The organism is Prevotella veroralis DSM 19559 = JCM 6290 (assembly GCF_000377625.1).
In the GTDB taxonomy this organism is placed as follows: Bacteria; Bacteroidota; Bacteroidia; order Bacteroidales; family Bacteroidaceae; genus Prevotella; species Prevotella veroralis.
Map to the genome: position 1 here is coordinate 120528 of NZ_KB898331.1, position 21146 is coordinate 141673.

A 21146-nucleotide genomic window follows, 5' to 3' on the forward strand; every position below is an offset into this window, starting at 1 on the left:
AATGATAGATAAAGAAAAAAGAAGTATTCATAACTTCTCAAAGCAATGGAAGATAAACTAAAACGAAACACCCTGTTTAACCCTTCAGGGGATGTGGATTTGCGTTTAAGACGCATGATCGGCGGTAATACAACCAATCTGAATGACTTCAACAACATGAAGTATTCATGGGTTAGTGATTGGTATCGTCAGGCAATGAATAACTTTTGGATTCCCGAAGAGATTAATCTTTCGCAAGACTTCAAGGATTATCCTCGATTGGATAAAGCCGAACGAACAGCATACGATAAGATTCTTAGTTTCTTGGTATTCCTTGATTCTTTGCAAAGTAATAACTTACCAACAGTTAGTGAGTATATTACCGCCAATGAGGTAAATCTATGCTTGCATATACAGGCATTCCAGGAGTGCATACACAGTCAGAGTTATAGTTATATGCTTGATACTATCTGCTCTCCGGAGGAAAGAAACGACATTCTTTATCAGTGGAAAACGGACGAACATTTGCTGAATCGCAATAAATTCATCGGTGATTGTTACAATGAATTCCATGAGAAGCGCGATAAATTCAGCTTGATGAAGACTTTAATTGCTAACTTTATCCTCGAAGGTATCTACTTCTATAGTGGCTTTATGTTCTTCTATAATCTCAGTAGGAACGGTAAGATGTCGGGGTCTGCTCAAGAGATTCGATACATCAATAGGGACGAAAACACGCATCTCTGGCTCTTCAGAAGCATAATCCTTGAATTAAAGAAAGAGGAACCTGATATGTTCACCGAAGAAAAGGTTAAGGTTTACGAGGATATGATGCGCGAGGGAGTACGTCAAGAGATAGCATGGGGACAATACGTTATTGGAAATGATGTGCAGGGTCTAAACTCGCAGATGGTATCAGATTACATTCGTTATCTCGGTAACCTTCGTTGGTCAGGATTGGGCTTTGGTTTCCTCTATCCAGACAATCAGAAAGAACCAGAAAACATGAAGTGGGTGGGGCAATACTCTAACGCTAATATGGTGAAAACCGACTTCTTTGAAGCAAGAAGTACGGCTTATGCAAAGAGTACAGCCCTTATCGACGACCTTTAAAAAGCTATTTAATTTATCCATTACACCTATCATTCGGGCGAGTCTGCCATTCTGATTTCCCCGAATGATTGTATATAAAAGCAATCGCTAATATCTCATCTTTCTAAAAACACAATCCTCATAAGTAGGAAAAGTTATCCACAAAACTGTTGAAAACTATGTTGAAAACACATTTCATAACCCTTTTATAACCCTGTGGATATCCACAACCCTCAGTAGAGATCCCCTTCTTAGTGGATATCCACATAGTTATTAACGGCATTTTAGATAAGTTTTACACAAGTTATCAGTGTAAAAAGATATAAACTTACTATCTTTGCACCACTTGTGGAAAGTGTGGATAACTCATAATAAAGGTTGAGTATCAATCAAAAGAAGTACGAATAACTTTTTAATAAGTATCTTTCTCAAGTTGATAAGCAATCTAACAAGAAAAGAGAAGATAAGTTCTGCACCAATCCACAGCCCATTATACTAAATCATTCTTTATCTTTCAATAAAAGAAATAAAGAATATATATAATATGAATTGAACTTTTAAACCGGTTAAGATGAAACATTTTAAGATTTATATAGTTTGTCTCTTGGCTGTTCTTAGCCTGCGCGTCTCAGCTCAATGCACGTTTCGTAACACAGCATTCAGCAGTGGAGAATATCTAACTTACAACCTCTATTATAATTGGAAGTTTATTTGGGTAAAGGCAGGAACGGCTTCCTGGTACACAGTCTCGTCTAATTATAAAGGTACACCGGCTTATCGTGCATCGTTGACAACACGTGGCAATGGTAAGCTGGATAATTACTTTGTATTACGTGATACGCTCCTTGCTTATAATTCAAAGCAGATGGTACCATTGTATTATCGTAAGGGAGCAAGAGAAGGAAAGCGTTATACGGTGGATGAAGTATTCTATTCTTATCCTAATGGTAAGTGTCATCTTCGCCAGCATCGTATCAATAGTGAAGGAAAACATAAGTGGATGGAACGCACTTATGATGATTGTTGTTATGATATGATGAGTATCTTCCTTCGTGCCAGAAGTTTTAATCCTGAGAGTTGGAAGAAAGGTGAGGTTGTAAACTTCCCTATTGTAGATGGAAACAGCCGTGATCCTGCACGTATTATATATAATGGTAAGGAAGATATAAAGGCAGATAATGATCATAAGTATCGTTGTTTGAAACTTACTTATTGGGAATATGATGATGGAAAGTGGCGTAACATAGCAAGTTTCTACGTTACAGACGATAAGAATCACATCCCTGTTCGTCTCGATATGCGCTTAAAGTTTGGTTCTGCTAAGGCTTTCCTCACATCAATGAAAGGTATTAATAATCCTGTAATAGCGGAAGTGAAATAAAGAAAGAGGAGTTTCATTAATATATATAAAGAACCTATTTTTTGGTTATTGACTAAATCAAGCGTATATCAAAAGCTATTTTTAGGAAAGATGTATCTATTATAACCCTTTTTAGTTAACGCATATTAATCCCTACCTTATCGTCTTGATGAGGCAGGGATTTATTTTTTATTAATGTAAGGAGTACTTGTCTAATAGTGTTTTATTGTTATCTTTGCAACCATAAATATGTGATTATATGAGAAATAACAAGTTTCTAATTACGTTAGGACTGCTGGCTATGGCTGTAACAGCGCATGGTCAGACCTCAACGATATCGGGAGTTCTACTCGACTCATTGACCCATGAGGGAGAACCCTACGCTACCGTTCGTGTTTATAAAGGTAAGAAAAGTGACAAGCCAGTGGCTATGTCGGTTACAGCTATTGATGGTAAGTTCTCTCAGCAAGTAACAGGACAAGGTAACTTCTTGGTCTCTTTCACTGCTATGGGGCGTAAGGAGGTTCTCCGAAAGGTGCAACTTACAGCCACAGGAGGCATTATCGACTTGGGGCAGTTGCTGGTTCAAGACGATACGAAGCAGTTGAAAGGCGTAGAGGTAGTAGCTCAGAAGCCACTTGTTAAGATGGAAACGGACAAGATGTCGTATGATGTTCAGGCTGATAATGACGCTAAGACGAACACAGTACTCGACATGCTGCGTAAGGTTCCGATGGTAACTGTGGATGGACAAGACAATATCTCGGTCAATGGACAGTCCTCCTTCAAGGTTTATGTGGATGGTAAACCGAACGTGATGTTCTCTTCCAATCCCTCACAAATATTCAAGTCAATGCCCGCCTCGGCTGTTAAATCAATAGAGGTAGTGACCAATCCAGGTGCTAAATATGATGCCGAAGGAACAGGTGGAGTGCTGAATATCATCATGAACCGCGTTAATGGCAAGAGTGCCGTTAATATGAATGGATATAACGGAAACCTTGCTATCACTGCAGCAAACACAGGTTGGCGGTCGTCTGGATTCCTTAGTGGACAGCAGGGAAAGCTGACTTACAGTGCTAACATTATGTATAGTGGAATAAAGTCGAAAGGTACTGTGACCGAGATGAGCCGTACTGCGAGTGATGGGTCACGTATGGACTATCGTCAAAAGGGCAATACTCACATCCCATTCACCATGGGTAACCTTAGTCTGGGCTATGAGCTCGACTCTATGAGCAATATTGGTGCATCCATTGGTCTTACTTCTTTTACCATGAAGAACGATGGTCACCCCATGACAACCTTCTCCGGTGGTCCTTACGGAACAGGTTTCTCGTATGGTAACGAGATGACCATGAAGAATAAGAACACCTCCTTTAACGGTAGCATAGACTATCAGCGATTCTTTAATAAGGCTCGCACAAGTAGTTTGACATTGAGTTATCTCTTCTCAACAACGCCTGCCGAGAACACAAACCTACGTGTTTATGATCCCTTGCCAGCAGGTGTTACGATTCCACTAAAGGATCTTTATTCAGAGGCGAAGACGCGTGGAACGGAGCATACAGTGCAAGTCGACTATACCACACCGATAGGGAAAGGACAGACCTTAAGCACTGGTTTGAAGTTTATCGCACGTCGCAACTCTTCCGACTCGAAGTTTTATGACATCGTAAGTGGTACTAATGTCTACAATGCCAACAACAGTGTGAATTATAGGAACACGCAAAGCATCCTTGCCGAATACGCCGAATATGCAGCAACAATGGGTAAGTTAGGTGCCAAGGTGGGGCTTCGTTACGAGCATACATGGGAGAACGTGAAGTTCATAGTAGGTCCTGGTGCCAACTTCAAGAAGCACTATGGCAACTTAGTACCATCTGCCAGCCTTACTTACAACCTATCAGCTGGTATGAATTTAGGCGTTAACTATTCTATGCGAATCAGTCGACCAGGTATCAGTTATCTGAATCCTTACCACGACATAAGCAACCCGACGGCCGATAGCTATGGTAATCCTGACTTGCAAGTAGAGAAGAGTCACAACATAAAAGTAGTCTTCAACTCCTTCACACCGAAGTTTATGATCAACGTAACACTCGGTGAGAACTTTGCCAATAATCAGATAGAACAGTACTCATTCATGCATGGTTCGATACTGAATACCACGTATGGCAACATCGTTAAAAGCCGTTGGACGAACTTCAGTTCGTTTATGAATTACGCCGTTACTAATAAGACTCGTCTGATGCTAACAGCCAATGTTGACTATGGAGATATTCGATCAGAACAACTCAATGCACATAACTATGGATGGCAAGCCACTACATTCCTCGGTGTGCAGCAAACCTTCCCTTGGGATTTGAAATGGAGTATGTTCGTGGGTGGAATGACGAAGAAGTATTCTCTACAAGGCTATAACGGCGGCTTCAATATGTTCAATACAACGCTATCAAAGAGCCTTATTAAGGATAAACTCGACTTGAGTTTGATGTATTTCGTGCCATTAACTGGTAAGATAAAGATGAAGCAGTATAGTCGTGGAGCCGACTTTGAGAATCGTATGAACATCTCAATTCCTGCCCAGATGGTATCTTTCACACTTACATGGAACTTCGGTAACACCAAGAAGCAATACCAGAGTCATGAGACAAAGATAACTAACGACTTCCAAGAAAAGAAGAACGACCAGCAGATGAACGGTATGGGAATGGGTGTCGGGATGTAATCTTCCATGCTTGTTTATCGTTATTAATGTTCCTAATGGGCATTAATTAAAATCATAAAGGGCTGTAACATCATTCGTGTTACAGCCCTTTCATTGCCTTAATAGTATCTCTTTTACTCGCTCGATAGTATCTCTCTCGTCCACAAGATACTTTGTTAACGGGATTATACACGCTTGTATAACAGATTATACACACCTGTATAATTGATTGTACACGTTTGTATAATTGATTGTACACGTTTGTATAATTGATTATACAGCCTTGTATAAAAGTCTTCTAAGCCTTTCTAATGGATTGTATGCATAATAGAAAGCCTCTTGAAGCGCTTCTTAAAGGAGGGAATAAGTCTATGGTAGTTAATTAAAGAATACTCTTTGCCATTGGAAGAGGGCGTTTCCTTGATGCGAGAAGAGCCTCTCTTCATATCAACGAAAGGCTTTCTTTAATTTGAAGAAAGCCTCTCATTGTTTTGTATCATCCATCAGTTGCATCCATAATAGCTATTGTTTATGACAGAAGTAATCTTAATTTTGAATTGGAAGAACCTCCACAAGTAGGGACAGACGAGGGCGTCTGTCCCTACTTTGTGGCATCATATCCAACAGAACTAATAACTTGTCAACCCGTTAACTTGTCAACTCGTCAACTCTATCTAACCATATTACGTGATACCCTCATGAGGCTGGCGAAGATGATACAAGCGGTGATGAAGCCAGCGATAGCATCGATGAGATAGTGTGCTTGAATATATACTGTTGCACAACAAAGGAGGATGTAGAATGGTGCAAGAACAGCCAAGAGACGATAGTTGCGGTCGTGCCATAAGAGCAACATACACACTGTGCTCACGCCAACATGCGAACTCGGGAACGCAGCTGTTGGTCTTTCGCCTGCCGCCTTAGCGTCTTCAACGAGGTGATAGAATATGCCGTCAGTATAACCAGGGCTTGGTAAGCACTCTTGATGATGGTTGAAATAATCGTGCAAGTTAGGGAATACGCCCGCAGCAGCTTGTTGTAAGCCTATCGCCTTATAATAGAATGTAGGACCAACGACCGGTAGGAAGATGAAGACAACATAATAGATAAAGAACGAAGAGAGAATGACGAAGGCAGCACGATTGAACTCCTTGTAATGCCAACCGAAGTAGTAAACGGCGGTTGCAGCTATCATTGGATAATAAGCAGCGTATCCCATGTCGAATAACTCACTGAAGATGTGCCCCGGAAGAGCCTTTGCAAAGAGCAAGGCAGGCTGACATCCGAAGAGAGATTGCTCCCATGTAGCTGCTAGATGGTCAAGGTTTGGGAGGTGACGGTTGATTTCGTAAGTATCAGGATACCACCATGCGAGTAATGCCATTTGCACTCCTACACGTGTGAAGCGTGTTAGTCGACAGGGTGCAATGCGATAAACAAGCCACATAACAGCCGTGAGAGCTACAATGCGGATGCGCCCGTAAATCATAGCTTGTGGGTTATTGATGCTCGTGTACATGAAGAATGTGATGATAAGTGTCAATACCAAGTAGGCCATTACCACCCATTCGTATGCCATAAGACCCTTAACAGGTTTCTTCTCTAGCTTAAATAAGTTTGTTATGAATCGTTTCATTGTTTGTTGTTATTGGATTTATAAGCCCCATAAGCCCTATTAGGCTTATTCGCCCAATTAGCCTAATAATAATTAGCTAATCTATAGCCAACCCTCTTTCTTATACCAATCAATCGTCTCCTTCACCCCTCTCTTGAGGTCATACTTCGGTTGATAGCCCAGTTCGTCGATAGCTGGTTGGATGTTACAACGCCAGTTTCGCTGTTTAAGAATCTGATACTTATCATTGTTAAGAGCCGATATTTTACCCGTGATATGCCCTATTAGGTCGCCAAAGAAGGTCACAATGCGCAGCAACCAGATAGGCGCAGTAATGCGAATCCACCATGGTTTGCCCAGTTCCTCATGTATCAAGTCACTGAAAGTGGTGCTTTGATAAACCTTACCATCGCTTAGGAAGTATGCACTTCCAGCCTTCCCGTGCTCAAGCGATAGGAAGACAGCCTGCACAACATCCCTTACATAGACGAAGGTGATGTCCTGTTGCTTGTAACCAACAGCGAAGTCGGAGTGCCCCTTGATACTCTTTGCCATCAAGAAGTAATCCTTCTCCCTCGGACCATATACTCCTGTTGGGCGCAGGATAATATAAGGAAAGTCGTCGGTGAGCATTGCTTCGGCCTTTAACTTACTTTGTCCGTATGCCGTGTTAGGCTTTGGAGTGTCCGTAGGTTCAATCTCCTTGTAAGGTTGTTGCTCTCTGATAGCTCCAAAGATACTAAGACTTGAAATGAAGACAAAGCGTTTCAGTGCTGGTTGAGTAGCCTGAAGTGCCTTCACGAGATTGCTTGTTCCATCCGTATTGATGCGGAAGAAGTCTGCTTTATGCAAACACTTCGTCACACCAGCAGCGTGAACAACATAGTCGAAAGCGTGCCCTGCAAGCTGTTCTGTCAATTTATCGACAGAAGAAAAGTCTAGTTCTATGAAATGAATGCGCTCATCTCTTAAATACTCTCTCGATGATGAGCGACGCACGGCAGCCCAGGTTTCATATCCTTGACGTATTGCCTCTTCCACTATAAATGACCCAATGAAGCCCGAAGCACCTGTTATTAATATCTTATTCATCGAAAATATCTTAGCAAACGTTTGCAAAGATACAAACTTTTTCGTTACTTTGTCGAATATATAAACATACTAATTCCATTATTTATGACGAAAGATAAGAAAGGTGGAAAGCGATTAACTAAGAAGCAACTAGCCGAACAGTTGACTTCTTTCTTTCAGTCGCAACCTAACGAAACATATAGTTTTAAAGAGATATTCCGTGCTTTGAAGTTAAAGACACATCCAGCTAAGATGTTAGCAATTGATGTGATGGAAGAGATGGCATGGGACGACTTTCTTGCAAAGGTAGGCGATAGTGCCTATACTCTTAATACAAAGGGACAGGTGCAAGAAGGTACTTTCATTCGCAAAGCTAATGGAAAGAATACCTTTCAACCAGACGATGGTGGCACTCCTGTATTCGTCTCCGAACGTAATTCGATGGCTGCTTTAAATGGCGATCATGTCAAAGTGCAGTACATGGCAAGACGCCAGAATCATATTAAAGAGGCGATGGTCATCGAGATATTGCAGCGCAAGAAAGATACCTTCGTAGGCAAGTTAAGAGTGGAGAAGGACATTGCCTTCCTTGTAACTCAGGAGAATCTCTTTATCCATGACATACTAATTCCTAAGAAGAAGTTGCGTGGTGGAACTACAGGTGACCGTGCTTTGGTGAAGATAACACAATGGCCTGACGCAAACCACAAGAACCTTATGGGCGAGGTAGTTGATGTCTTGGGTGCAGCTGGTGATAATGACGTTGAGATGAACACCATTCTTGCGCAATACGGATTGCCTTATAAGTATCCTAAACGCGTTGAGGATGCTGCCGAAAAGATAAGTGCTGAGATAACAGAGCAGGACTTTAAGGAGCGAGAAGACTTCCGTGACGTGTGGACTTGTACGATAGATCCAAAGGATGCAAAGGACTTTGACGATGCTCTCTCTATACGAAGACTAGAGAAGGAAGGGCTTTGGGAAGTTGGTGTACATATAGCAGATGTATCGCATTATGTCAAAGAAGGCGACATTATTGACCGTGAGGCACAGCAGAGAGCGACCTCTGTTTATCTTGTGGATCGCACTATTCCAATGCTTCCAGAGCGTCTTTGTAATTTCATTTGTTCGTTGCGTCCCAATGAGGAGAAGCTCGCTTTCAGTTGTATCTTCAATCTTGATGATGACGCAAATGTAAAGGCTTACCGCATTGTACACACTGTTATCAAGTCGAATAGGCGTTACGCTTATGAAGAGGCACAGCAATTACTGGAAGATAATGGTGTTGTTGATGGTACAGGAGAGCCTGCCCCAAAGCCAGGGAAGGATGGTTATAAGGGCGAATATGCCGAAGAGATCATTACACTAGACCGCTTGGCAAAGCTTCTCCGAGCACGTCGTTTCAAGGGAGGAAGCGTTAAGTTTGATTCAGAAGAGCTCCATTTCGATGTAGATAACACTGGTAAGCCGCTCCGTTGTTACTTCAAACGATCGAAAGATGCCAACAAGTTGATAGAAGAATTTATGCTCCTTGCTAATAAAACAGTAGCGGAAAGCATTGGAAAGACCGTTAAAGGCAAGAAAGCAAAGACTCTCCCTTATCGAGTTCACGATAATCCAGACCCTCAGAAGTTTGAGAATCTACGTGAATTCAGCGCTAAGTTCGGTTATAAACTTAAGTCTTCGAGTACGAAGGGGGCTACAGCTCGTGCGTTGAACAAGCTCATGGATGAGGTACAAGGTACTCGCGAAGAGAAGGTGATACAAACGATTGCTCTGCGATCGATGATGAAAGCGAAGTACACAACGCATAACATAGGGCACTTCGGATTAGCTTTTGATTACTACACACACTTTACCTCGCCTATCCGTCGCTATCCCGACACCATGGTGCATCGCTTGATAACACGTTACCAGAATGGTGGTCGCTCTGCAAACAAGGATCACTATGAGGAGTTGTGTGAGCATTGTTCGGATATGGAATTGGTAGCGCAGAATGCAGAACGCGACTCCATCAAGTATAAGATGGTTGAGTTTATGGGCGAACACATCGGTGAGTGTTACGATGCACATATATCAGGTATCCAGAGCTTCGGCATCTATGCAGAGATAGATGAGAGCCATTGCGAAGGCATGATACCAATGCGTGACCTTGATGATGACTACTACGACTTCGACGAAAAGAACTATTGTCTAGTGGGGCGACGCCGTCATCACGTTTATCAACTGGGTGATCCTATCCGCATAAAGGTGGCTAAAGCGAACCTAGAACGCAAACAGCTCGACTTCACACTAGATGATGGTCGACCCGTGAAGACGCCCCAACAACCTGTAAAAGAGCAACCAAAAGATAAGAAGAAGAAGGAGAGAAGGAGGAGAAAGTGAGCCTTTCTCTAATTCAAAATTATGATTAGGTAGAGTTGACGAGTACACGAGTTAACGAGTAGACAAGTTGTTAGATAGAGTTGACGAGTATGCGAGTTAACGGGTAGACAAGTTATTAGGTAGAGTTGACGAGTACACGAGTTAACGAGTAAACAAGTTGTTAGTTCTATTGGATATGGCTTCTCCTGGATGAGAAAACACCTATCCTAACTGGCTCCCGTTAGGCACTCCTCCCCTTAGGGGAGGCTGGGTGGGGTTTCCAGACGAGGGTGTCTGTCCCTACAGCTTGGGGTTACTTTCAATTTAAGAAGAGCTTAACAATGGTAAGCATAATGATGGATTTTGAATTATTAATTATGAATTAAGACTGAAAAATGATTCTATTTTATGTGTAACAAACGACTATTTCTACTCTTACTCGGCGTTTTCTTTGTTCTAATAGCGCATGCGCAAGAGCAGAGATACACCCGTTTAAAGGGGTATTATCGTGTTTATCAGGCGACAAATAGCATGCTCTCTTATTTTGTAGATGGCATGATGGAGTTTTATATACCTGTATCTGACTCCATAGCAGGTAGCTCTGACAATAAAAAGAAGTCGCCTTTTATTGATCGAAAGTTCCTTGGTGAGCGTCGTCGAAAGGCTCCGAAAGCCAATGGAGACGATACCTTCGTGCGGATGTCACTGCCAAATTTAGAGCGACAAACGCTTATTGAGAGTATAAATAGCGAAGAGTATTCAACGAGGAACAATGGAGATGTGTATCGATGGGCGGATAAGTGCGGTAAAATAACGCATGACAAGCAGAAGATAAAAGGGCAGACAGAATTGTTGACAACTATCGAGATGGATGAGTTAGTGGGGCAGCCTAACCATGAAATAGATATGAGTCAGTTGCGTATGTATGGTATCGTTGCTCGTATGACACAATTTGATGAGAGCGAAACTTACCTTTCTAATTATGCTCTTAACGCCTTCCAAAAGCATCAAACCTTCTTTGCTCGTTATCGAGGAGAGGATGTTGACGATCGTATTGATGTATGGAGTGAGTTCTATGTATCGGATAGAATGATGATAACAGAGGCTGAACTCAAACAGATAAAGAAGGAGAAAAACCATGTATGGACGTTCTCTATCCCCGCTTCTGTCCCTTCTTTAGATAAGGAAGTAGTTGTTGCTTGGGAAAAGATGATAGAATACTAAGGCACCAGACTACCAATAATTGAAATGTAAAATGAGGAAAATTCTTTATTTATTCATGCTTCCCTTGCTTATTATCAGTTGTTCGCAAGGGGCAAAAAAACGTAGTTTTCCAAAGGAGAAGTTTACCATTGACCTCTTACTTCCTACTTCCCCCGTGAAGAATCAAGGCTCTAGTTCACTTTGTTGGGTCTATGCTATGCTTGCAACTATTGAGTCAGAGCATATCATACAAGGTGACTCTGTCAACCTAAGTGCCGATTATGTGGCTCGAATGTACCTATATGAGCAGACTCGAAGACGCCAATTTCTACCGAAGAGAGTGGCTCGTTTAGAGCGACCCATCACCACTCGCGGTATGAGTACAATGACACTTGACCTCATCAAAACCTATGGTTTACAGCATTATGATGCCTATCATAGTGAGCCAGATATGGACTATAATGTCCTTTGTAGGCGTCTTGATCGTTCGAAGAAGGTTGATGAACTCTTGGATAAGAGCATCGGAACTTTGCCTAAACAGGTCTTTATGTTTGGTGTGCGATACACTCCTTACGAGTTTGCACGCAGTGTTTGTATGCCAGATGAGTACACAGCGGTAACGAGTTTCCTACATCATCCATTACATGAGAGCTTCCCTTTAGAAGTTCCAGATAATTATTTCCACGATACCTTCCTAAATATTCCAGCAAAAGACATCATCCCCTGCATTGTAAATAGCCTGAAGAAAGGGCATCCCGTGTGCTGGGAAGGTGACGTTTCAGAGCCTCTCTTCTCCTTTGAACATGGATATGCAATGTTGGATGATGAGGCTCGGCAATGGACAGAAAAGGACAGACAAGAAGCGTTTGAGCACTTTCAAACAACTGACGACCATTGTATGGAGATCGTTGGAATAGCCCATGACCAGCATGGTAAACGTTTCTTTCTTTGTAAAAATAGCTGGGGCACGGACAATCCTTACCATGGTTTCATGTTCTTGAGTGAGCCTTATGTCTATATGAAGACTATTGCCTTAGTGGGAACTAACCTATAGTTATCTACTTCGAAAAGCCTCTTTATCATGGAGAAAACTTTTCCTTTAGATTAAAAATAGATTAAAAACTAGAGTAAAATAATCTAATAATAGAATAAAAATAAACTAAAAATAAAAACAAACGACGCTTATCAGTATTATTGATGAGCGTCGTTTGTTGGATAGATGAGGCTTATTACTTAGTAAAGAGTTGCTTTGCAAACTCCCAGATAACGATTCCTGCAGTCACACTAACATTCAGAGAATGCTTCGTTCCGAACTGTGGTATCTCCAAGCAAGCATCACTCATGTCTACAACAGATTGTTTTACGCCCTTCACCTCATTGCCCATGATGATGGCATAATGGCTGTTGTTTGTAGTCGATTCAGTATTGAGATCAAGCGTATGGAGCTTTGTTGAATGTTCAACCTGTTCTACGCTATAAACGAAAACACCCTTCTTATGCAAATCTTCAACGGCATCTTCTGTCCGTTCAAAGTATTTCCAATCAACCGAATCTTCGCCTCCTAAAGCCGTCTTATGTATCTCGGCATTAGGAGGAGTAGCCGTTATACCACATAGATAGATGGCTTCTATACGAAAGGCATCGGCTGAACGGAATACACTTCCTACATTATATAATGACCGCACATCGTCCAGAACGACGATGAGAGGCAACTTCTCGGCTTCTTTAAACTCCTCAATGGAGAGCCGACTCATCTCTATTGTACGTAACTTGCGCATTTATTTCATACTAAAAGCAACCGCATAGGCTTTGATCTTAGTAACCATTGACAGCAAGCCATTGCTTCTTGTAGGTGAAAGATGCTGTCTCAAGCCTATCTTATCAATGAAGTATAGGTCGGAATCTATAATCTCTTGTGCGGTATGATGACTTAGAACGCGAATCAAAAGAGCGATAATACCTTTCGTGATAAGCGCATCTGAATCAGCTGTAAACACCAGTTTGCCATCGACATTATCGCATTGGAGCCATACACGACTTTGACATCCGTCTATGAGATTCTGCTCGTTTTTATACTGTTCAGCCAATGGTTCAAGGTCATTACCTAAGTCGATTAACATCTGATACTTGTCCATCCAATCGGAGAAGTCGCTGAACTCTTCGATTACTGCATCTTGCGCTTCGTTTATTGTCATAGTTTCTTTTATTTAAAGGAGTGGTAGGAGTGAAGGAGAGAAGGGGAGTTAAGACAAGTGTAAAGTGGCTTAATGTGTTTCAATCTACTATACCAAGAATCGGTATTGTAGCCTTGTATATCCTTAATGTACCATCAAGAACATTTGTCTTCATGCCCTTTCATTCCTTAATTCTTGTCACTCTTGATTAGTTTAAACAGCTTATCATTCGGTCTAACCTTATCTGGTACGGGGATAGACACACGCCATCCTTGCTCTGCAACATCCACTGGTTTGAGGTCATAACGTATCTCTTCAGCATTGAGGAACATAGCTCCAGTGGTGTTACCAGTGATGAGTAGCTTGTCACCCTTTGCGAAGGTATTGGCTTCAACGGCTATTTCTGCAACGCCAAGACGCGAGAAGTACTTCATCACCTTACCGATGAGAACCTTCTTTTCAGTAGCCTTGTTACCATATTCCTTAGTCCATTCTCCCATCTTCTGACCCTGATAGTAGCCATCCCAGAAACCGCGATTGAAGACTGTAGATAAGCGTTCATCCCACTTGTCTTTCTTCTCTTCTGTGAAGGTTCCATCCAATACGCTCTGTATTGCCTCTCGATAACAAGTGACCACAGTGTGTACATATTCGGGGCCTCGAGCACGACCTTCTATCTTGAAGACACGTACTCCGGAGTCCATCATCCTATCGATGAATCGAATGGTTTTAAGGTCTTTTGGACTCATTATATACTTATTGTCTATCTCCAACTGGTTGCCTGTTTCGTTATCAGTTACCGTATAACTACGACGGCAAATCTGCACACATTCACCACGATTAGCCGATCGATTGGCATCGTGAAGACTCATATAACACTTGCCAGAGATAGCCATGCAGAAGGCTCCATGACAGAACATCTCTATGCGAATAGGCTGTCCTTTAGGGCCACAGATGTTCTGTTTTATAATCTGTTCGTGTATCTCCTTTACCTGATCCATGTTCAGTTCGCGTGCTAAAACGGCTACATCTGCAAACTGCGCATAGAACTTTAAGGCATCAATATTTGATATATTCAATTGGGTGGAGAGGTGGACTTCAACGCCAACTTGCCTACAATACATCATTACAGCTACATCGCTCGCTATGACGGCAGTGATATTTGCATCCTTAGCAGCGTCTATAATCTCGTGCATCGTTGTAATGTCTTCACCATAGATAACCGTGTTTACTGTTAGATAAGTCTTGATGTTCTGTGCGTTGCAAGTCTCTGCTATCTCCTTAAGGTCGTCTATTGTGAAGTGATTAGCAGAGTGGGAACGCATGTTCAACTTACCTATTCCGAAGTAAACAGAGTTTGCTCCAGCATGTATAGCAGCCGCTAATGACTCACGAGAGCCAACGGGTGCCATTATTTCAAAGTCGTTTATATTTTTATCCATTATGTTTATTATCTTGAACTGGGTGCTATCAGTGAGGCGAAAGCTTGTTTTCTATTATATTATAACTCTATTCGTTGTTATGTTGATACTGATGAGCTACTCATTAAAAAATAGTTCCTTTTGCTGAAAAGGATTGCTTTGCAAAGGTACAGAAAATATCCGATAAAGGGCGTAAAGGACTTTGTAAGTTTTGCAAAAAGCCTATCTTCGTCGGTGCTAAAGGTCAAATAGTCAGGTACCTTTTCGACTATCTGCGATCTTTTTAGTATCTTTGCAAGCTGTTTTTTATCGATAAGAAAGGAATGAAGAAACTATATATTGAGACGTACGGATGCCAGATGAACGTGGCAGACTCTGAAGTTGTTGCCTCTGTAATGAAGATGGCTGGATACGATGTATGCGATAATGAGGATGAAGCAGATGCTATCTTCTTGAATACATGCTCGGTTCGTGAGAATGCAGAAAACAAGATTTATCATCGCTTGGACACCTTACATGCAGAGCAGAAGAAGGGTCGCAAGCTCATTCTGGGTGTATTGGGATGTATGGCAGAACGTGTTAGGGACGATCTTATTCAGAACCATTTTGCTAACTTAGTATGCGGTCCTGACTCTTATCTGAACCTCCCCGACATGATCGCGCAATGCGAGAATGGGAACAACGCATTAGATATCGAGCTATCAACAACAGAGACTTATCGAGACGTAATACCGCAACGCTTCGGTGGAAACCGTGTATCGGGATTTGTCAGCATCATGCGTGGTTGCAACAATTTCTGCCACTATTGTATCGTTCCATTTACGCGTGGTAGAGAGCGTTCTCGTGATGTGGATAGTATCTTGAAGGAGGTTAAGGACTTGCATGATAAGGGTTTTAAGGAGGTGACGCTATTGGGTCAGAACGTTAATTCCTATGGTCTTTTGCCAAACGGGAAACGCCCCGAAAATGGTACGTCATTCGCTGAACTCTTGCGTAAAGTGGCTCAAAGTGTGCCAGACATGCGCGTTCGCTTCACCACTTCTAACCCAGAGGATATGACCGAGGACATTATCAAGGCGGTGGCGTCGGAACCGAACCTTTGCAATCATATACACTTCCCCGCACAGAGTGGAAGCAATGAGGTTCTGAGGTTAATGAACCGTAAGTACACTCGTGAAGACTATTTAAGAAAGGTGGACACGATACGTCGTCTCATCCCTGATTGTGGGTTAACAACAGACATATTCATCGGTTATCACAATGAAACAGAGGCTGATTTCCAACAGACCTTGTCGTTAATGCGTGAGGTTGGATTCGACTCCGCCTTTATGTTTAAATACTCTGAACGCCCAGGAACATACGCTGCTAAGCACCTTCCTGACAATGTTTCAGAGGATGAGAAGATTCGTCGTTTGAATGAATTGATACGCCTTCAGACCGAAATCTCTGCTGAACAGAACAAGAAGGATGAGGGGAAAGAGTTTGAAATCCTCATCGAACGCTTTGGAAAACGAAGCCGTGATCAACTTATGGGACGCACTCCTCAAAACAAAGCAGTCGTTATTGCACGTGGTAATCATCACATCGGTGAGTTCGTCCGAGTACGTATAACAGGCTCAACCAGTGCTACCTTATTTGGTGAAGAAGTGTAAGTCTAATGAAAGGAGGCATAGATAAAACTGCAAAATAGTTTTGAGGTTTTGCTTATAATGGCTATATTTGCACATAAGAATTATATAACAAGGTGTATGGAAGCAATTATCAACATGAGAAACTTCCTAAAGTTTATCAACTCAATGGCTCTCTCTCCTAGTAACAAGAGGTGGCTTGGGGAGCGATTGATACATGAGGCAAGGGAAGAGGAGATATTGAAGAAGAACGATGAGAAGTCTTGCTTGTTCAATAGTCTTGTTGGTTCATGGGCAGATGTAGACATTGAAACCATGAAACGAAACATCTTAGAAGGTCGTCAATCAGATGATATTCAAAAACTAACAAGGTTTGATGGAGAGTAAGTACTTACTTGATACGAATATTTGTATTGAATTGTTACATGGTCATTTCCATATCTCTGATAAGATAAAAGAGGTCGGGATAGAGAATTGTAAGCTCTCGGAAATAACGATAGCAGAGCTTTTTTATGGCGCATATAATGCTGGATTGCAAAGACACTTTAATGAGATAAAGGTCTTGGAGAGCCTCTTTGACGTTCTTCCTATATATGAAGTATTGTCGTTGTTTGGTAGGAATAAGGCAGAACTACGTCGACAAGGTCTATTGATAGATAACTTTGATTTATTGATTGGAACTACTGCCGTAGCTCATGATTGCATTCTTGTTACAGACAACGTAAAGCATTTGAGGAGGGTTCCAGGCGTTAAACTAGAAAACTGGATAAGCAGATAAAACACCAATGAGAGAGTTTCTACACGTATTACGGAGGTTTGTTCCACCTTATAAGAAGTATCTTTTCTTGTCGATAATATTCAACGTCTTATCGGCAATACTCAATATCTTTTCCTTTGCAACACTGATTCCTTTGCTCCAAATATTGTTTAAGGTGGATGCAGGAACAGGTGCAACGCATTACATGTCATGGGATGCTGGGTCAATAAAGGAGGTTTTATCCAATAATGCCGATTACTATACACAGATCTTTATAACCAGTGTTGGACCAACGACAACATTGTTAATTATAGGTCTGATACTCGCTTTCATGACTTTCTTAAAGACGGGTGCTTACTTCTTATCATCGGCTTCTATCATTCCAATTCGTACAGGAGTTGTACGTGACATACGTAATCAACTCTACCAGAAGATAACCTCTCTTTCACTTGGCTTCTTTAGTGAGGAACGTAAGGGAGACATAATCGCAAGGATGAGTGGAGACGTGCAGGAGATAGACAACTCCATCATGTCTTCTATCGACATGTTGTTTAAGAACCCTGTTCTTATCGTCATTTACTTCACCACCTTATTAATTATATCCTGGCAATTAACGCTCTTCACCCTTGTTTTCGTTCCTATCTTCGGATGGTTCATGGGCTTTGTTGGACGTAAACTAAAGCAGAATAGCATTACAGCACAGGGTCTTTGGAGTGATACCATGAGCCAGGTTGAAGAGACACTGGGCGGTTTAAGGGTCATCAAAGCCTTTTGTGCCGAAGCACTTATGAATGAACGCTTCAACAAAGTGAATACTTCTTACCGCAACGACATCATGCGTGTGAACATTCGTCAGCAACTGGCACACCCGATGAGTGAGTTCTTAGGAACGGTGATGATAGTTGTTGTACTCTGGTTTGGTGGTACTTTGGTACTCGGGCAGTACCCAATTATCAGCGGACCAACCTTTATTTACTATCTTGTCATCCTTTATAGCATCCTTAATCCACTAAAGGAATTCTCCCGTGCAGGCTATAATATCCCTAAAGGACTTGCTTCCATGGAACGTGTGGATAAGATTCTTAAAGCGGAGGTAGACATCAAGGACAGTGAAAAACCAGTCCATCTCAAATCATTCGAGCATGAGATTGAGTTCCGAAATGTTAGCTTTGCTTATACAGATGAGAAGGATAAAGACGGCAATCCTGTCTTACATTGGGTATTGAAGGACATCAACTTGGTGATTCCAAAGGGCAAGACAATAGCCTTGGTGGGGCAGAGTGGTAGCGGAAAGTCCACTCTCTTAGACCTTATACCACGTTATTACGATGTTCAGAAAGGTGAGATTCTCATTGACGGAATCAACGTGAAGGATTTAGGAGTGCATGACTTACGCCAGTTAATAGGTAATGTAAACCAAGAGGCAATCCTCTTCAACGATAGTTTTAAGAACAATATCTCCTTCGGAGTGACTGCTTCTGATGAGGCAATAGAGGATGCTGCGAAGATAGCTAACGCTCATGACTTCATCATGCACAGTGAGAAAGGTTACGACACAAACATCGGTGATCGTGGAGGAAGGCTCTCGGGTGGTCAGCGCCAACGTGTGAGTATAGCGCGCGCCATCCTCAAGAATCCTCCAATTCTTATCCTCGATGAGGCTACGTCGGCGTTGGATACAGAGAGCGAACGCCTTGTTCAAGATGCTCTCTATAAGTTGATGCGAACGAGAACGACCATTGCTGTGGCGCACCGACTATCTACGATCAAGAATTCTGATGAGATATGTGTGATGCACGAAGGCGAGATTGTAGAGCGAGGAACGCATGACGAACTGATGGAGATGAATGGTTATTACAAGAAGTTGCACGATATGCAGGAGATATAAAAAGCCCCCTCTCCAAGGCTTATTGTCGAATGGATGGGGGAGTGAATAGTATTATTTACAAATGAAGAGGGCGTCTCTTTGATGTGAGAAGGGCGTCTCCTTGCTATGAAGAGAGGCTTTCCTTCAATGGAGGAAAGCCTCTCTTTCTTTTTAGCCTCTTGATTGCTACTAATGAAGATATGTGTTTTAAAGAAATACCTAACATGAATTGCAAGTAAAAGAAATAATATCTATATTTGCAAACAATACCAATATCTAAAATAGATAACTAATTTTTATATACATTTAAACAGCTTGGCTTATGAAAAAAACAATCCTTTTAATGCTTGTACTATTGGCTACTTGCGTAAGTGTTAGTCGTGCTCAAACGAGTAAGTTTAACGTGACTTTCGCCACAGATTTGGGTTTGGGTGGTAAGTCATATAAGATCGTAACCCCTCATATCTCTGCCACTTATGATATTACAAAGAGGCTTTCTGCGGGCTTGAGAGTCGAAGAAGCCGTTACTTTAATGAAGTCTCAAGGGATTAAGACACACGATTTACTCACCACCTTTGGTGGGCAAGTTGGGTATGATATAGGTAAGATTTCTATCGCATCTGGTGGCGTCCTTAGTCTGCTCGTACAGCCTCGAGTAAGCGTAGGGCATACTGTTGGCGGTGGACATAACCGCGGCTACATGTATTATCAAGGTGGAATTTACGTTAGGAAAAGTAGCGGTAGCATTCGTTCAGAGCTTGGTTTAGGTGTTAGATACAATGACTATCGCAGCGACCTAAACAAAGATAAGGCAGTGTTCTATGTCTCTTACGGATTCGTTCTGAAGTAAGCTCAATTTAAAGTAAGTAAACCTTAGGGGTGACATGACTTCCTGTAAGGGAATTTGTCACCCCTATGTGCTATGGAAACTCATTCTAATAGCGATGTTCGTAAATAATGTGTTTTTCTTTGAAAAACATTTTGTTTTCTCGATATTATTTCGCACTTTTGCCCTTAGATATACTAACGTAAACAGAAAGAGTAACTAAAAACCATGTTAGATAAGGAGAACAAGCGCCGCACGGTGGTCTTACTTCTAATGGTATTATCCGTGTTGAACGTCTTTGCGCAGCTGTCAAGTCGAGGAAAGGATACGCCTAATTCGACAACTGACCGCTTATCCTCTGGCTCGGAATATAAGCTTATCTTTAGTGATGAGTTTAATCAGCCAGATGGTACGCTACCTGATATTAGCGTGTGGAAAAGCTGTAGAAGACGTCCAAAAGTTACGTGGGCACGGTTCTTGAGCAACTCTCCAGAGGTGGCATTTATCAAAGATGGTAAGTTAATCTTGCGTGCCATACCTAATTCTAACAAGTCTTCTACGGGCGAGGAGATGCTAACGGGCGGTATAGAAACAAGTCACAGCTTTGCTTTCCGATATGGTCGTGTGGAGTGCCGAGCACGTGTCAATCCCTTTGATGGCAACTTCCCAGCTATATGGATGATGCCTCGAACGACATTGCCATGGCCTCAAGGCGGTGAAATAGACATCTTTGAGCAGATCGACCAAGAGCAGAGAGCATATAGCACAGTACACTCTGCTTGGACAAGAAGCCATGCGAACTTACCCCACTCAGGGAATATTGAATTAGACATGAGCCTTTTCCACACCTATGCAGTAGAGTGGGAGCCTAGTATCTTAACCTTCTTTGCTGACGGGAAACAGGTGTATCAATACAAGAAAGAGCCAGATAATCCAGAACAATGGCCTTTTGACAAGTCCGATTTCTATCTGATTCTTAACCAATCAGTGGGTGACGGTTCTTGGGCAAAGCCCGTTGATACTACTCATACATACCAAATGGAGATAGATTGGATACGTGTCTACCAAAAGAGATAATA

17 protein-coding genes are annotated in these 21146 nt (G+C 41.9%); 12 read left to right on the top strand and 5 right to left on the bottom strand.

Annotated features, from left to right (window positions below; genetic code table 11):
• Positions 1-45: 45 nt before the first annotated feature.
• The 3 genes from D464_RS0107715 to D464_RS0107725 all read left to right on the top strand — a co-directional run bounded on the left by D464_RS0107715 (position 46) and on the right by D464_RS0107725 (position 5162).
• Positions 46-1092 carry a ribonucleotide-diphosphate reductase subunit beta gene (locus D464_RS0107715; RefSeq protein ID WP_004383091.1) on the top strand — a complete coding sequence of 349 codons (1047 nt, stop codon included), beginning with the start codon at positions 46-48 and terminating at the stop codon, positions 1090-1092.
• Between the two features lie 550 nt (positions 1093-1642).
• The gene (locus D464_RS0107720) at positions 1643-2452 is read left to right on the top strand and encodes a DUF3108 domain-containing protein (protein WP_018910892.1); all 810 of its coding nucleotides are present in this window, start codon (positions 1643-1645) and stop codon (positions 2450-2452) included.
• A 238-nt stretch (positions 2453-2690) separates the two neighbouring features.
• Entirely contained in the window at positions 2691-5162 is a 2472-nt protein-coding gene (locus tag D464_RS0107725) for an outer membrane beta-barrel family protein (protein WP_018910893.1), read from the top strand.
• Positions 5163-5811: 649 nt separating this feature from the next.
• On the opposite strand, the gene D464_RS0107730 is transcribed toward D464_RS0107725, so the two are convergent.
• Together D464_RS0107730 and D464_RS0107735 are read right to left on the bottom strand one after the other, a co-directional pair.
• Positions 5812-6777: a phosphatase PAP2 family protein gene (locus D464_RS0107730; RefSeq protein WP_018910894.1), complete on the bottom strand. Its 966-nt coding sequence runs from the start codon at positions 6775-6777 to the stop codon at positions 5812-5814.
• Between the two features lie 81 nt (positions 6778-6858).
• Positions 6859-7848: an NAD-dependent epimerase/dehydratase family protein gene (locus D464_RS0107735; RefSeq protein ID WP_018910895.1), complete on the bottom strand. Its 990-nt coding sequence runs from the start codon at positions 7846-7848 to the stop codon at positions 6859-6861.
• 84 nt (positions 7849-7932) lie between these two features.
• Between D464_RS0107735 and rnr the strand changes: the two genes are divergently transcribed.
• The 3 genes from rnr to D464_RS0107750 all read left to right on the top strand — a co-directional run bounded on the left by rnr (position 7933) and on the right by D464_RS0107750 (position 12448).
• Positions 7933-10212 carry a ribonuclease R gene (rnr, locus tag D464_RS0107740; protein WP_018910896.1) on the top strand — a complete coding sequence of 760 codons (2280 nt, stop codon included), beginning with the start codon at positions 7933-7935 and terminating at the stop codon, positions 10210-10212.
• A 387-nt stretch (positions 10213-10599) separates the two neighbouring features.
• A complete protein-coding gene (locus D464_RS0107745; protein WP_018910897.1) occupies positions 10600-11415 on the top strand; it encodes a hypothetical protein in 816 nt (271 codons plus the stop codon).
• Between the two features lie 31 nt (positions 11416-11446).
• Complete coding sequence (locus D464_RS0107750) at positions 11447-12448, top strand: C1 family peptidase (protein WP_024985841.1); 1002 nt, start codon at positions 11447-11449, stop codon at positions 12446-12448.
• 175 nt (positions 12449-12623) lie between these two features.
• Here the strand turns inward: D464_RS0107750 and D464_RS0107755 are convergent, their stop codons facing one another.
• The 3 genes from D464_RS0107755 to D464_RS0107765 all read right to left on the bottom strand — a co-directional run bounded on the left by D464_RS0107755 (position 12624) and on the right by D464_RS0107765 (position 15010).
• Positions 12624-13172 (bottom strand): RNA methyltransferase, encoded by a 549-nt coding sequence (locus D464_RS0107755; protein ID WP_018910899.1) that lies wholly within the window; start codon positions 13170-13172, stop codon positions 12624-12626.
• Positions 13173-13589 (bottom strand): SufE family protein, encoded by a 417-nt coding sequence (locus tag D464_RS0107760; protein WP_004383101.1) that lies wholly within the window; start codon positions 13587-13589, stop codon positions 13173-13175. It abuts the gene before it with no gap.
• Positions 13590-13756: 167 nt separating this feature from the next.
• A complete protein-coding gene (locus D464_RS0107765; protein WP_024985842.1) occupies positions 13757-15010 on the bottom strand; it encodes a peptidase U32 family protein in 1254 nt (417 codons plus the stop codon).
• Between the two features lie 302 nt (positions 15011-15312).
• Between D464_RS0107765 and miaB the strand changes: the two genes are divergently transcribed.
• The 6 genes from miaB to D464_RS0107795 all read left to right on the top strand — a co-directional run bounded on the left by miaB (position 15313) and on the right by D464_RS0107795 (position 21144).
• Positions 15313-16641 (top strand): tRNA (N6-isopentenyl adenosine(37)-C2)-methylthiotransferase MiaB, encoded by a 1329-nt coding sequence (miaB, locus tag D464_RS0107770; protein WP_018910901.1) that lies wholly within the window; start codon positions 15313-15315, stop codon positions 16639-16641.
• A gap of 96 nt (positions 16642-16737) precedes the next feature.
• Positions 16738-17004, top strand: coding sequence for a hypothetical protein (locus D464_RS12585; protein ID WP_024985843.1), 267 nt, complete (start codon positions 16738-16740; stop codon positions 17002-17004).
• Entirely contained in the window at positions 16994-17395 is a 402-nt protein-coding gene (locus D464_RS0107780; protein WP_018910903.1) for a type II toxin-antitoxin system VapC family toxin, read from the top strand. Before D464_RS12585 ends, D464_RS0107780 begins: the two co-directional genes overlap by 11 nt.
• Before the next feature lie 7 nt (positions 17396-17402).
• A complete protein-coding gene (locus D464_RS0107785; RefSeq protein WP_018910904.1) occupies positions 17403-19262 on the top strand; it encodes an ABC transporter ATP-binding protein in 1860 nt (619 codons plus the stop codon).
• A 301-nt stretch (positions 19263-19563) separates the two neighbouring features.
• The gene (locus tag D464_RS0107790) at positions 19564-20091 is read left to right on the top strand and encodes a hypothetical protein (protein ID WP_024985844.1); all 528 of its coding nucleotides are present in this window, start codon (positions 19564-19566) and stop codon (positions 20089-20091) included.
• Positions 20092-20295: 204 nt separating this feature from the next.
• The gene (locus D464_RS0107795; RefSeq protein ID WP_018910906.1) at positions 20296-21144 is read left to right on the top strand and encodes a glycoside hydrolase family 16 protein; all 849 of its coding nucleotides are present in this window, start codon (positions 20296-20298) and stop codon (positions 21142-21144) included.
• The last annotated feature ends 2 nt before the right edge of the window (positions 21145-21146 follow it).

Coding starts and splice junctions, on each gene's coding strand:
- D464_RS0107715 (WP_004383091.1), top strand. CDS start 46: ATGGAAGATAAACTAAAACGAAACACCCTGTTTAACCCTTCAGGGGAT.
- D464_RS0107720 (WP_018910892.1), top strand. CDS start 1,643: ATGAAACATTTTAAGATTTATATAGTTTGTCTCTTGGCTGTTCTTAGC.
- D464_RS0107725 (WP_018910893.1), top strand. CDS start 2,691: ATGAGAAATAACAAGTTTCTAATTACGTTAGGACTGCTGGCTATGGCT.
- D464_RS0107730 (WP_018910894.1), bottom strand. CDS start 6,777: ATGAAACGATTCATAACAAACTTATTTAAGCTAGAGAAGAAACCTGTT.
- D464_RS0107735 (WP_018910895.1), bottom strand. CDS start 7,848: ATGAATAAGATATTAATAACAGGTGCTTCGGGCTTCATTGGGTCATTT.
- rnr (WP_018910896.1), top strand. CDS start 7,933: ATGACGAAAGATAAGAAAGGTGGAAAGCGATTAACTAAGAAGCAACTA.
- D464_RS0107745 (WP_018910897.1), top strand. CDS start 10,600: ATGTGTAACAAACGACTATTTCTACTCTTACTCGGCGTTTTCTTTGTT.
- D464_RS0107750 (WP_024985841.1), top strand. CDS start 11,447: ATGAGGAAAATTCTTTATTTATTCATGCTTCCCTTGCTTATTATCAGT.
- D464_RS0107755 (WP_018910899.1), bottom strand. CDS start 13,172: ATGCGCAAGTTACGTACAATAGAGATGAGTCGGCTCTCCATTGAGGAG.
- D464_RS0107760 (WP_004383101.1), bottom strand. CDS start 13,589: ATGACAATAAACGAAGCGCAAGATGCAGTAATCGAAGAGTTCAGCGAC.
- D464_RS0107765 (WP_024985842.1), bottom strand. CDS start 15,010: ATGGATAAAAATATAAACGACTTTGAAATAATGGCACCCGTTGGCTCT.
- miaB (WP_018910901.1), top strand. CDS start 15,313: ATGAAGAAACTATATATTGAGACGTACGGATGCCAGATGAACGTGGCA.
- D464_RS12585 (WP_024985843.1), top strand. CDS start 16,738: ATGGAAGCAATTATCAACATGAGAAACTTCCTAAAGTTTATCAACTCA.
- D464_RS0107780 (WP_018910903.1), top strand. CDS start 16,994: ATGGAGAGTAAGTACTTACTTGATACGAATATTTGTATTGAATTGTTA.
- D464_RS0107785 (WP_018910904.1), top strand. CDS start 17,403: ATGAGAGAGTTTCTACACGTATTACGGAGGTTTGTTCCACCTTATAAG.
- D464_RS0107790 (WP_024985844.1), top strand. CDS start 19,564: ATGAAAAAAACAATCCTTTTAATGCTTGTACTATTGGCTACTTGCGTA.
- D464_RS0107795 (WP_018910906.1), top strand. CDS start 20,296: ATGTTAGATAAGGAGAACAAGCGCCGCACGGTGGTCTTACTTCTAATG.